The organism is Chitinophaga agri, from assembly GCF_010093065.1.
GTDB lineage: Bacteria > Bacteroidota > Bacteroidia > Chitinophagales > Chitinophagaceae > Chitinophaga > Chitinophaga agri.
Window position 1 is genome coordinate 6,014,122 of the sequence record NZ_CP048113.1, and the last position, 12,768, is coordinate 6,026,889.

The following is a 12,768-nucleotide window of genomic DNA, read 5'->3' on the forward strand; positions in this document are numbered from 1 at the left end:
ATCATGCAAAAAGGAGTCTTATGAAGAGAAACAGGTACTTGATAAGTACAATCACGTTATTTTTAGGAATAGCCACGACAGGAGTGGCGCAGATGAAGCGTTTGGACAACGTCAAAACGAATGTTGACTACGTCGATCCTACTATTGGGAGTGTAGGATTGATATTGGAACCTACCCGTCCGGCGATGTATCTGCCTAACAGTATGGTGAGAGTGTTCCCGTTACGAAAAGATCAGCTGGATGACCAGATCACTGGTTTCCCCCTGACAATAGCCTCACACCGGCAGCAAAGCCTGTTCTGTTTTATACCAGTATCCGGTCAGCTGACAGATGAAAACTGGCAGCGCGGTCTTACTTATGACCAGGAACAAACCAAACCTTACAGTTACAGTGTATACCTGGAAGATGCAGATACACTGGATTTTTCTCCGGCTGCGCATAGCGGTTATTTCAGTGTCGGATTTTCGGGTAACACCACCCATTACCTGCGTCTGAGCCTGCTGAATGGAGGAGGTGAACTGACAACTGAAGGTAAGCGGGCACTAAGTGGGAAAGAAGATTTTAATGGCATGAGTGCCTATTTCTACGCAGAGCTGAATACAGATATTACCGGTACGGAATACAAAGGCGACAATAAACAGCACCTGTTTGTGTCCCTGGGAAACAAGGCACAGCGTGTGGATGTGCGTTACGGTGTGTCATTTATCAGTGTGGAGCAGGCAAAAGCTAATCTGAAAGCGGAAATTCCTGCATTTGGCATTAAAGCTGTCAGGCAGCAAGCCCTGGCCGCCTGGAATAAAGTACTTGATAAGATTACAGTCAAAGGAGGTACTGAAGCCCAGAAGCGTGTTTTCTATACCTCTCTTTACAGGTCATATGAAAGGATGGTCGATATCAACGAACACGGTAAGTATTACAGCGCCTATGATCATAAGGTGCATATCTCCAGCCAGCCTTTCTATGTGGATAACTGGTTATGGGATACCTACATTGCACTGGAGCCATTACAAACACTGTTAAACCCTGCTACGCAGGTACATAAGATCAACTCTTACATCGCTATGTATGAACAGAGCGGATGGATGCCTTCTTTCGCCGTAGCACATGGTGATATGCCCTGTATGACTGGCAACCATGCAGCTGCCTGGATGGCTGACGCCTGGTTCAAAGGTGTAAGGGGCTTCGATATTGCGAAAGCATACGAGGGGCTGAAAAAGAATTCCTTACAGGCCACCCTGCTGCCATGGAGAAACGGTCCGGCAACTTCGCTGGATACCTTCTATTCAACACATGGCTATATGCCTTCTCTGAAACCGGGAGAAAAGGAAACAGTGAAAGAAGTACATGGATTTGAACGTCGTCAGGCAGTAGCGGTAACGCTGGAAAACAGTTATGATGACTGGTGTATCGCGCAGCTGTCAAAGGCCGCAGGTCATCCGGAAGATGAACCCCTGTTCCTGAAACGTGCCGCAAATTATAAAAATGTCTATCGTGCTGACAAAGGCTTTGTATGGCCAAAAGATGCAGATGGTAACTGGATAGAGCCTTTTGATCCTAAGTTCTCCGGCGGACAGGGAGGTCGTGATTATTTCACTGAGAATAATGCCTACACCTACAACTGGGATGTAAAACATGACCTGCAGGGTTTGTTCGAACTGATGGGAGGAAAGGACAAAGCAGCCGAAAAACTGGACAACCTCTTCCGTGAAAGTCTCGGTCGCAGCAAGTATGACCTGTGGTATACCTTCCCGGATGCAACCGGCATGGTAGGTCAATTTGTGATGGGCAATGAGCCGAGCTTCCATATACCATACCTATACAACTATACAGGATCACCGTGGAAGACGCAGAAGCGCATCCGCATGCTGCTGGACACCTGGTACACAGATAACCTGTTTGGTATCCCGGGTGATGAAGATGGTGGTGGCATGACAGCCTTTGTGGTATTCTCTATGATGGGTTTTTGTCCTGTAACCCCAGGTATTCCGGTGTATAATATAGGTAGTCCGGTATTCGAAGAAGTAAAGATCAGACTGGAAAATGGCAAAACCTTTACCGTATCAGCGCCGGGTAGCTCTGCAAAGAACAAATACATTCAAAGCGCTGCGCTGAATGGTCAGCCGCTCAACGTTCCCTGGTTCACACATGATGCGCTGTTAAAAGGCGGCACATTGAAACTGGTGATGGGAGAGATGCCAAATAAGAAATGGGGCACGGGAGAAGGGGCGATGCCACCGTCGTCATTGGAATGGAAAAATAATTAGGAATTTTTGCCTAAACACGCTTACGCCATATACATGTATGGTCTACTAATAACAGGGGCGCTTTCAATTACTGAAAGCGCCCCTGTTATTTATAATGTGGAAATTGGTATTCAATTCCCAGTTAAATTATAGTTCTCCTTCTATCATCTTCCCCAACTGCTTAATCGCCTCCTCATTCCGCTTGTAATGCGTCCATTGCCCCAGTCGGGTAGCTATCAGCAGATTGGCCCGCTGTAACATAGACAGGTATTCCGATACGGTAGATTGTGTAAGTCCTGATTTCTGCTGAATATGACCTACACACACGCCGGTTTCCGCAAATTGCCCGCATTCCTGCTTTGGGAAATGCTTCTCAGGTTCCTTCAGCCAGGCTAATATTTCCAGCCTTTTTTTATTGGATAAGGCCTTAAAAATGTCTACTTGGTCCATAGATACAAAGATATCGGAATTACTCGATTTTTGAAGTTAGCGTTTTTATAATGTTTTCATAACAGGAATTTCTGTTATCTTACTGGTATATAGAGAATTTTTTATGGATCTGTTTCAATATAAGAATGGCGTACTGTATTGTGAGGAGCTGCCGGTAGATAGCCTGCCGGAGAAAGGGCTGCCTACTCCTTTTTACCTGTACTCAGTGAATACCCTCAGACAGCATTATAAGAAGATTTATGGCGCCTTTGCAAAGCTGGACCCTACAATCTGTTTTTCAGTGAAGTCCTGTAACAACGTGCACCTGCTCAATGAACTGGCTGCCATGGGGTCTGGTATGGACATTGTGAGCGGAGGAGAGTTGTTTGTTGTGAAGCAGAGCAATGCGGACCTGTCAAAGGTAGTATTTGCCGGGGTCGGTAAGTCAGATGAGGAGATCACAGATGCTATCATTAGTGAAGTTGGCTATATCAACATCGAATCGGAGCAGGAACTGGCACGTGTACAGGAGTTGGCCGGCCACCTCAAGAGAGAGGTTAGTGTGCTGATCCGTGTGCTGCCTGATATTACTGATCAGAAGACCAATGAAAAGACCCGTACGGGTTATAAGGGAGCGAAATTCGGGATTGATTATGCAGCTGTGGAAGCGCTCATAGAAGAAAATGCGGATCATCCCTTTGTGAAGATCAGAGGATTGCATTGCCATATCGGTTCGCCGATATCTTCCTATACTTTTTATCAGGAAAGCATTCAGAAGATGGTTGCGCTGACAGCGTCGCTGAAACGTAAGAACATCATCCTGAAAGTACTGAATATCGGTGGCGGCTTTCCTGCTAATTATGTTGATAATGACAATTTTTCCTGGGAGAGCTTTGCGGAACCTATCATAGCGTTACTCGAACCTTATGTGAGGAATGAAGGATTTAAGATCATACTGGAACCCGGAAGGTCTATTTCTGCGAATACGGCCATCCTTGTGACCAAAGTATTGTACATCAAACAGTCCGGCGACAAGCATATTGCTATCCTGGATGCTGGCATGACAGAACTCATACGTCCTGCGATGTATAACGCATTTCACTTTATCTGGCCGGTAAAACCGGAACCACAGCATGTGCTCGCAAACAGGAATTATCCGGTAGAGCAGGAGGGATTGACCAATTATGACGTTGTCGGACCTATCTGTGAATCTTCAGATTACCTGGCGAAAGAACGTCCTTTACCGCCATTGCAGCAGGGGGATTATGTGGCTGTATTTACAACAGGCGCGTATGGCATGGTCATGTCAAGCAATTATAACCTCCATGTAAGACCGGCAGAGATCATGGTAGATAAAGACAAGGCGTTTGTCATCAGAGAGCGTGAAACACAGCAGGACCTGGTGAGAAAAATGATCAGACACGAATTGTAAATGTTAACACCTATGACCAAAGAGGAGTACAAAAAGCTATACAGCGAGGATGACGCTGTCGGCTGGTTATCAATAGATAAACAACTAGAAGGCTTATACGCTGGCGTGGAGCCCAGGCATTATGCACCTCCTTTACATTATGCCGTGGGAGGAGAAGACCCTATTGATGGCACCAGTATTTACGATAGCCATCATCAGCGCACACACTATCACCTGATCAGCTATGGTATGTCGCAGTTGTACTATGATGAAGAACAGGCGGGTGGTGAGTTCAGTAAATGGGGCTTTGAATTCACTTTCAGGCTGAAACCTTTTGGTGAAGATGCCGGCGATCCGCTATGGGCTATCCAGGTGATGAATAATCTGGCCCGTTATGTCTATAAGAGTCAGCGGTGGTTTGAACCGTATCATTTTGTGCCTGCTAATGGCCCTATCCGGCTGGATACGGCAACGGATATAGTAGGACTGGCCTTCGTGCCTGACCCGGAGTTAGGCGTGATCCGGACACCACATGGTGAAGTAACCTTTCTGCAGATGGTCGGACTGACGAAAAAAGAAGTTGACCGGTTGCTGGAGAAACCACAAACAGGTGAGGTCGAACGGCTGATCGATGAGATGCGGGAACAAAATCCGTTACTCATAACAGACCTCGACAGAACAGATAATTAGTATATAAAGAGCTCGCAATCAGCGGGCTCTCTTGTTTTTTTTAAAAAAGTAGAAGTTTTTTAGCCTCCCTTTATGGAATCTTTTTCTTTATTGCATCCTTAGAGAAACGTTTTCCATTTGAAGCATTTTTCATGGTTTGCAATAGTCCTGTTTGTTACCGTGGTGTCTGTACTGTGCTGGCAATATATGAAAGCCCACAGCACACCTGTGAGCATGGCTGTCCACTATAGAACAGTGGGCCAGTTGCCATTGCCTGACGGGTATAGGAGGGTATCGGCAGCGCCAGGATCGTTTGGTGCATGGCTCAGGACAATACCGCTGAAAGCAAGCAATACTGTATATCTGTACAATGGAGAACGGAAGCCCAATCAGACCGCACAGTTTGCCGTACTGGATATTTCTGTGGGGAGGAAAGACCTGCAGCAATGTGCAGATGCCGTAATACGCCTGTACGCAGAATATTTATATGCCTCCCATCAGTATTCGAAGATCGCTTTTCATGCAACTGATGGTACATTGATGGATTACAGCAGCTGGATGAAAGGCTATCGTTTTCCTTTAAGGCATGGAAAACTGCAGAAACAACTGACTAACAAACCATGTCAGGGAGAGACTTGTTTTCATGACTATCTGCAGACGGTCTTTTCCTATGCAGGTACACTGTCACTAAGCAAGGAACTGAAGACAGTATCAGATCCTGCGGCTATTACCGCTGGTGATGTATTTATTAGGGGCGGCTCTCCGGGACATGCCGTGATCGTGATGGACGTTGCCGTGAATGCTGCAGGACAAAAAACCTTTACGCTGGCACAGAGTTATATGCCTGCGCAGGATATTCACATATTAAAAAATACGGCAGGGACGAACACTCCCTGGTACCAATATAACCGTGAAAAGTTGCTCAATACACCAGAATGGATTTTTGAGTGGAACCAATTAATGAGGTTCCGGTAAGATTGTCATTTCCCTATACCATGTGATGCCGGCCTGGCTACCGATCCACACCATCGGTATGCCCGCCGGCTTTTTTGTGCACGTTCCCCTTTTGTGACCCAGGCAAATCTGAATAGTTTGCCCATGTATTCCCGATTTTGTCATTAAATTACTGGTCAGGTAATGTACTGTATACCTGGTGATGAACACCCGGAACAAACATTTTCAGACACTCAAAATGATCAGATGAAATGGAATAATGAACCCAATAATTGGTCAGGCGATGCGCAGCGACTGACCTGTACCATTGAACCCGGAACAGATTACTGGCGCGTGACCCACTATGGTTTTATCCGCGATAACGGACCGTTTTACTATCGGGAAATTTCGGGTGATTTTACCGCCACGGTAAAGGTCATCGGTCAATACCGTGAACTGTATCATCAGGCGGGTCTGATGATACGTATAGACGAAAAGAACTGGATCAAAACAGGCATTGAATATGTGGATGGTGTCCAGCATGTCAGTGCAGTTGTAACGAGGGAAGTATCTGACTGGTCGGTAGTACCACGGCATGATAGTCCGCCGGCAGTCTGGCTGAAACTCCTGAGAAAAGGGGATTATGTAGAGATCAGTTATTCCTTTGACAGTGTGAAATATGAGATGTTACGGCTGGCTTATTTCCCACCTGATGTAGCTGTAGGGATCGGGATGGTGGCGGCTGCGCCGGGTGAAGCGTCCTTTACCGTGGTATTTGAGGATTTTAAGGTAATTGGTCAAGGAGTTTGAAGCTTTGTAAGCTGCATAAGAAGGGCGTATCAATGAACTTTGATACGCCCTTTCTCGTTGTGCGTTTTAACGGTTAACTCAGGTGGTCTGCCCGTTTGCAGAGGTGAACGGACAGCTATACATGGTGACTGATGTCTTGTAGAGGTTACTGGTTTTTGCTGTTGTCAATAGCCTGACGGAACATGGTCCTTTCCTGTTCAGGAATGTTCTGACCATATTTTTCCAGATAGGTATTAGCTACAGAAGCATAGTTAGACCAGTCCTGTTTATTGAATGTGTAGACCGTTTTAGCTCTGAGATAGATCTCTTCGCCTGGCTCGCCGTAAGGTTTGATGCTGTTCGCGATTGCGCTCCAGTCAGGATCAGTGGTTTTCTGTAGAACAGGATCGATTACGTCTTTAAACACGATGTTCATCAGTTTCACAGTTACGGGCCTTTTTTCCAGTCTGGAATCGCTGGCTTTCAGCTGGTCCTGCAATACAGCGAAACCTTTGTCTTTGGTGCTGTTAGTGAACTGCAGAATGAGATCCAGCTGTTCCGGAGTATAAGGGCTTTGCAGGGAAGCGATATAGGCACTACCTGCGATATTGGAGCCGGCCTTATCACCTGCCTGTTTCGCCATCATAGCGAGCTTAAAGAGGAACTCTGTATCACGGCGGCCATCCACAAACTCCTGCAGCATTTTGCTGTAAGCCACGGAAGGATCAGTGATATCGGCGTTCATGGCGGTTACGACAGGCAGTGTACCCAGGTCAGGGTTGAGAGGGGCGTGTATTTTACGCATCTCCTCAAACGGTATCTTCACTACTTCACGGTCGTAGGTTAATAAGCCGTTTTGTTCACCTTCCACATCGAAAGGCTGGGTATAAATGGAACCGGACAGACCGTCAGCTTCCAGCAGTTTAAGATGCTGGTTCATGATGGTATACTTGGCTGCCAGTGCCGCCGGTTTTTCCTGAATGTAACCCCAGGCGCTGCTGGTGTTCCACTGGTGTTCGGGAATGAATACACCGATACCACCAAATTCGCCCAGTACCCGGGCCTTGCCTGGTTCAGCAGGTGCGTTCATTGGATCAGGATAGGAGTGTACATCTGTCATATCAGCACTTACCCAGGCATTGGGAGAAGGGCTCCGCAGCTGTTCGTTGACATACAGCATTTCGCCGGAGTGACCATTCACGATACGGGAAGGATCGGCAGTTTTGATCCATTCGGTAATACGTTGCTGATCGTAAGCCCCCCACTTTTCGTTGAAGATCACCCAGGTGGTGATAGATGGGTTATTATGCAGTTGTTCCAGTGTTTCTTTCGTTTCTTTTTCATACTCCGCTTTGGAACCTTCAGGTAAGCCCTGGTTAGGGTTTACGAAATCCTGCCACACCAGCATACCTAGTTTATCGGCGTGATAGTACCAGCGGGCAGGTTCTACTTTAATGTGCTTACGGATGGTATTGAAGCCCATTGCTTTGATTGCCTCAATGTCAAATTTAAGGGCGTTGTCAGTGGGGGCGGTATACAATCCGTCAGGCCAGAAGCCCTGATCGAGTGTACCGAGATTGAAGTATGGTTTGTTATTCAGGAAGATGCGGTCTACGCCTTTAGCGTCTTTCTGGATAGCGATCTTACGCATACCGAAGTAGCTTTTTACCTCGTCTACAGTTTTACCGCCTTTGGTCAGTTTAACGGTTAGGTCGTAAAGGAAAGGATTAGCCGGAGACCAGTATTTAGCGTTCTTCACAGGCAGTTTTAGCAGGGCGCCTGCTTTACCTTTTGTTTTGCTTATTTCGGTGCCATTATCAGTAGCGATCAGTTCCACACTGGTGCCAGCGGGCGCATTTACTCTTACCTGCAAGATGTTCTTATCGATATCAGGAGTAAGGGTTACACCAGAGATATAGTCAGCAGGAACAGTTTCCATCCATACGGTTTGCCATATACCGGAGGTAGGGGTGTAATAGATATTGGCGGGGTTCAGTACCTGTTTACCATGAGGGCCAACGCCTTCACTGGTCGGGTCAAATACTTTTACCACTATCTCATTTTCGCCGTCTTTAAGGGCGGCGGTGATATCCTGTGAGAATGACTGATAACCACCGGAGTGAGAACCGGTTTCCTTGCCATTCACGTATACCGTAGCCTGCCAGTCGACAGCTCCAAAATGTAATAGTACATGTTCTCCGGCTTTTAGTTCAGGTTTGGTGAAGGTGCGCTGATACCAGAGATTTTCCGAAGGCTGTAATGGCTTTTTTACGCCGGAAAGTGCTGATTCCAGTGGGAAGGGGACCAGGATCTGTCCCTGGTAACCGGTAGGAGTGGCAGCATCTTTAGGGGTGATGGCATACTTCCATAGGCCATTCAGGTTTTGCCAGTTCTCACGTACCATCTGCGGACGGGGATACTCTGGTAAGGCATTGGTGGGAGAAACATCTTTCGCCCAGCGTGTTTTGATCGTTGCCGGCTGCATCTGCCAACCGGTCTGCGCCATCACGCTTTGACCCAGCGCGACACTCAGGAAACATACACTAGCAGTCTTAAACAGATTCATTGCTGTAAATGATTGGTTATTAATTGATTTAGTTGTAGTGGAATCATTTAATGCCTCGAGGTAATCGATTACGTAACGTTTAATAAAAGATAAGCGTTGAGGTATCACATACTATAAGTATTTATTGGTGGTTTGGTAACGTACGTATCGTCGTCCTGTCGTTGGAAGAGATTGTTTTGGTTTTAACTTTTCTGGTCTCTCTGCGGATAAAGATAGGGAAAATGATTGATAATCATGCGATTTTAAAAGTCCGGTTCTTTTTGCCACGGTCATTCTCACGGATGGGTTCGTAGAAGAAAGTTGTGTTGCCAGTATTGCCTTCTTATCCCGGCGTCGATCCTGCAGCATGTATGCAGCATAAACGTCGGATAAGGAAGAACAGGCAATATGAGTTACCTCTCTATATCATATGGGAGGTAAGGGAGGGCATGGGGTCAAACAGTGGGGATGAAATGGCCGAACTCTTTTACGAATGCATCTTTTGTTGTCTGCTTCTTTGATGGATCATAGATGGCAAATACAACATGTTTGAATGCATGTCTGAATGTCTCATTTTTTTTGAGATGATAAGCAAACCATGCTGCCACATCTTCCGTTCTGTTCCTGAACACACCACATCCCCAGGCACCTAGGATGAGGGTCGTCTGTTTGTTGATCACAGCAAGTGATAACAGCTTCTCGATCCTGCCCAGCATGACTGGTTCGATCATTGGTTCTTCTTCCGGATCATTGTTGAGCAATGCACCACGGTTCACCGCAGGCGTGGTGATGATGGATACCTGGTAAGGGGTGTCGATCAGCCGATCCGCATCGTCTCTGAAAACAGGTACAGCAGGAGAGTAGATCATGTGATCGGAGTACAGCATACTGCGGTTTGCCCGATTGATCTCATACATGTCCATATGCGGTTGCAGACAGGCATATAATCCGCTTCCCCTGGCAAGGCTTTCTTCCTGTGCCTGCGCACCACCGAGAAAACCACCACCTGGATTCTTCGCAGAAGCAAAGTTGAGGCAGCATACATTTTCCTCGCCTTCCGTTACAACCAGTCTTCTGGCAGCACCGAAGGTACTTTCGGTGGTCACTTCAAATGTGCAGGTAGCTGCAACGGGTTCCTGCAACAGTGCATCTCTTTTGATGAACACTGACTCAAAATCGTCAGGTGTGTAATGAATGGTATTGTCAACAGCGTACCGTAGGTCAGCGCCGATGTTGACGGTTTCATGCTTTGGGTTAGTGTACCTGCCTGCGCTCATAATGTCCAGCGTTTCATAGGCAATGGCCACCCTGGCGTTCTTATTCATAGGGTTAATTATTGTTTGTGTTATTGTGACACAAAGAGAGTACTTTTTTCTTAAACCGGCAAATTATTTTTAATGGTAATGATATCTATGATGGTATCGAAGGGTATGTGTTCACCACGAATAAACCGGGAGGATCTGTCAGAGATGGTCTGCGTCCACTCTATCAGTATTATACGCTACACACAGTCTGCATTTCTACACCACTAACATTAATGAGTTAGGTCCTAATGGTACTGCTCCTTATGTATTCCAGAAAATAGCCTGCTATATTTTTTAACAGCATTGACTTTACTAATGCCGCCTCAGTCAGTAACGCTGACTGGGGCTTTTTGCTTTCATGCAGATCAGTCATCCTCATTCATCAGACAGGCAAATGAGCTGTACCAATGTTTTTTGTTTTTAAACAAATTTCCCATAATTTCAGTGTGTGGCATCTATCGTTACAAACGACTCAAAATAATCTATACATTAGTAAGACTCAACCTCAGGGACTTTTCATTAACATTTGAAGCCAGACATTAAAGACGATCTGCTATGTGGCCTACCTGCCTGTTGTCAAAGTCAACATAACCGGTAAGCGTTAATACGCATCGTTTCATTTAACCCGGGACCGTATGTCCCCAAGGGTTTGCCATGCCCCAAAGTATCCTCGAATGATCATATAAACCACAATTCATGCAAAACAAAACATTCACTGTTGCCGATTATCTATTAACCCGTTTGAAACAACTCAATGTTACTGAAGTCTTTCAGATACCTGGTGATTATGTAAAACACTTCACACAAACACTGGAACACTTTGATGGCGTGTCCGCTGTTGGAGCGATCAATGAACTGGATGCTGCCTATGCCGCAGATGCCTACGGTCGTACCAGAGGACTGGGGGCCGTTTCCCTGCAATATGGTGTAAGTACTTTTATCGCTTTAAATGCGATTGGCGGTGCCTATGTGGAACGTAGTCCTGTCATCGTCATCTCGGCCACGCCCGGAGCTGATGCCAGACAGATCACCAGAATGTATGATGTACTATATCATCACTCTACCGGTAACCTGGACGCTGACCAGGAGGTGTATGACCAGGTCACTGTTGCTTCGGAAACACTCAGCACGTCAGCAGGCGCAGGAGAAAAGATCGACCGGCTGATCATTGCTGCACTTACCTATAAAAGACCTGTATTTATCGAATGTTACAAGGAAGTATGGGGGGAGCCTTGCATGCCTCCTTCAGGTAAGCCTTTAAAACCCATCATCATCAAAAGTGAACCACTCGCACTTGTGAATGCCGTGGATACTGCCTGGGCCCAACTCACCGCTGCCCAGCAACCAATGATCTTTGCTGGCGTGGAACTGTTACGACACGGCCTCTCAGGACTATTACAGGAACTGATCGATGTAAGCGGATTCCTCTATACGACTACCAGTCTGGGTAAAACCGTGCTGGACGAAGGCGGAGACAAGTTTATAGGCACCTATTCCGATCAGGCATCTATTGAAAGTGTCCGTAACCTGGTTGCTTCGTCAGATTGCTTCCTGACACTGGGCACCATCATTACTGACGACTACCTCTGGTTCATCGAAAACAAATACGCCGATATGGTGCTGGCCACTACAGAGCTGGTAAGAGTTGGTTATTTCATTTATGAGAATGTGACCATGGAAGACTTCATGAAGGCATTGATTGACCGGTTTAAGACGCATGGCAAGCCTTATCCGCTGGATGTCACTGCACCCCCTCAGCCAACCTATCCGGAGCCCTGGCTGTCTAATTCAGACCCCGTGTTTGCTGACCAGCCGCATATCCTTACCTATAACCGTTTTTTCCAGCATACAATGAAGTTCCTCACAGATAAGAACATGCTGAAAGACATCGTATGGACATTCGGTATCAGCTCCGCTATGTACGTGGCAACCAACGCCTATGGTTTACCGCAGAACAGTTTCCTGTCTTCTGCTGCCTGGCAGATCATTGGATATGAAACCGGTGCTACTACCGGCGCGCAACTGGGTAGTGGAAAACGTGCCTGGGCCGTGGCTGGAGACGGAGGCTTTATGACGGTATGCCAGTCGTTATCCACATTGGCCCGTAACAAGCTCAATGCAGTGGTCTTTGTCATGAGTAACCAGGTATATGCCATAGAGCAGGTATACGTGAATATGGATGCGTTTAAACCGGGTCCTGAGCATCAGTTTGACACCTTTGACCTGCTGCCCAAATGGGATTATCTCGCGCTGGCAAAGGCATATGGTGCAGAAGGATTCCGCGTTACGACGATCACAGAGCTGCAGGATTTACTGTTCGTACTCGCCGATATTAAAGACAAACCAGCATTGGTAGAAGTCGTGATCCCACAAAAAGACCTGCCTGGACAGATGCGTCGTCTGGGTAATGAATAACTACTATACATCACATCAACCTCAAATCTC

At 46.6% G+C, this 12,768-nt stretch carries 9 protein-coding genes; 6 read left to right on the top strand and 3 right to left on the bottom strand.

Translation table 11 applies throughout. The features are described from left to right. Positions 1–20 precede the first annotated feature (20 nt). Entirely contained in the window at positions 21–2,264 is a 2,244-nt protein-coding gene (locus tag GWR21_RS24195) for a GH92 family glycosyl hydrolase (RefSeq protein WP_162334200.1), read from the top strand. Between the two features lie 126 nt (positions 2,265–2,390). On the opposite strand, the gene GWR21_RS24200 is transcribed toward GWR21_RS24195, so the two are convergent. Continuing rightward, the gene (locus GWR21_RS24200) at positions 2,391–2,693 is read right to left on the bottom strand and encodes an ArsR/SmtB family transcription factor (RefSeq protein ID WP_162334201.1); all 303 of its coding nucleotides are present in this window, start codon (positions 2,691–2,693) and stop codon (positions 2,391–2,393) included. A 103-nt stretch (positions 2,694–2,796) separates the two neighbouring features. Here GWR21_RS24200 and lysA point away from each other — a divergent pair, with 103 nt between their 5' ends. The 4 genes from lysA (at position 2,797) to GWR21_RS24220 (ending at position 6,495) form a co-directional block, all read left to right on the top strand. Beyond that, positions 2,797–4,104, top strand: a complete 1,308-nt coding sequence (gene lysA, locus GWR21_RS24205; protein ID WP_162334202.1) for a diaminopimelate decarboxylase — start codon at positions 2,797–2,799, stop codon at positions 4,102–4,104. Positions 4,105–4,116: 12 nt separating this feature from the next. Next, positions 4,117–4,773 carry a suppressor of fused domain protein gene (locus tag GWR21_RS24210; protein WP_162334203.1) on the top strand — a complete coding sequence of 219 codons (657 nt, stop codon included), beginning with the start codon at positions 4,117–4,119 and terminating at the stop codon, positions 4,771–4,773. 213 nt (positions 4,774–4,986) lie between these two features. Continuing rightward, positions 4,987–5,727, top strand: coding sequence for a DUF4846 domain-containing protein (locus tag GWR21_RS24215; protein WP_202928987.1), 741 nt, complete (start codon positions 4,987–4,989; stop codon positions 5,725–5,727). Positions 5,728–5,952: 225 nt separating this feature from the next. Further along, positions 5,953–6,495 carry a DUF1349 domain-containing protein gene (locus tag GWR21_RS24220; RefSeq protein ID WP_162334205.1) on the top strand — a complete coding sequence of 181 codons (543 nt, stop codon included), beginning with the start codon at positions 5,953–5,955 and terminating at the stop codon, positions 6,493–6,495. 145 nt (positions 6,496–6,640) lie between these two features. Here GWR21_RS24220 and GWR21_RS24225 read toward each other — a convergent pair whose 3' ends face one another. Both GWR21_RS24225 and GWR21_RS24230 read right to left on the bottom strand, forming a co-directional pair. Continuing rightward, positions 6,641–9,040, bottom strand: a complete 2,400-nt coding sequence (locus GWR21_RS24225; protein ID WP_162334206.1) for a glycoside hydrolase family 2 protein — start codon at positions 9,038–9,040, stop codon at positions 6,641–6,643. 434 nt (positions 9,041–9,474) lie between these two features. Further along, positions 9,475–10,344, bottom strand: coding sequence for a TIGR02452 family protein (locus tag GWR21_RS24230; RefSeq protein WP_162334207.1), 870 nt, complete (start codon positions 10,342–10,344; stop codon positions 9,475–9,477). A 675-nt stretch (positions 10,345–11,019) separates the two neighbouring features. Here GWR21_RS24230 and GWR21_RS24235 point away from each other — a divergent pair. Further along, entirely contained in the window at positions 11,020–12,738 is a 1,719-nt protein-coding gene (locus GWR21_RS24235) for an alpha-keto acid decarboxylase family protein (protein WP_162334208.1), read from the top strand. Positions 12,739–12,768 lie beyond the last annotated feature (30 nt).

What these genes read in the sequence shown, in the direction of transcription:
- GWR21_RS24235 (WP_162334208.1), top strand. Translation starts at nt 11,020, where the DNA reads ATGCAAAACAAAACATTCACTGTTGCCGATTATCTATTAACCCGTTTG.
- GWR21_RS24225 (WP_162334206.1), bottom strand. Translation starts at nt 9,040, where the DNA reads ATGAATCTGTTTAAGACTGCTAGTGTATGTTTCCTGAGTGTCGCGCTG.
- GWR21_RS24230 (WP_162334207.1), bottom strand. Translation starts at nt 10,344, where the DNA reads ATGAATAAGAACGCCAGGGTGGCCATTGCCTATGAAACGCTGGACATT.
- GWR21_RS24210 (WP_162334203.1), top strand. Translation starts at nt 4,117, where the DNA reads ATGACCAAAGAGGAGTACAAAAAGCTATACAGCGAGGATGACGCTGTC.
- GWR21_RS24195 (WP_162334200.1), top strand. Translation starts at nt 21, where the DNA reads ATGAAGAGAAACAGGTACTTGATAAGTACAATCACGTTATTTTTAGGA.
- GWR21_RS24200 (WP_162334201.1), bottom strand. Translation starts at nt 2,693, where the DNA reads ATGGACCAAGTAGACATTTTTAAGGCCTTATCCAATAAAAAAAGGCTG.
- GWR21_RS24215 (WP_202928987.1), top strand. Translation starts at nt 4,987, where the DNA reads ATGGCTGTCCACTATAGAACAGTGGGCCAGTTGCCATTGCCTGACGGG.
- GWR21_RS24220 (WP_162334205.1), top strand. Translation starts at nt 5,953, where the DNA reads ATGAAATGGAATAATGAACCCAATAATTGGTCAGGCGATGCGCAGCGA.
- lysA (WP_162334202.1), top strand. Translation starts at nt 2,797, where the DNA reads ATGGATCTGTTTCAATATAAGAATGGCGTACTGTATTGTGAGGAGCTG.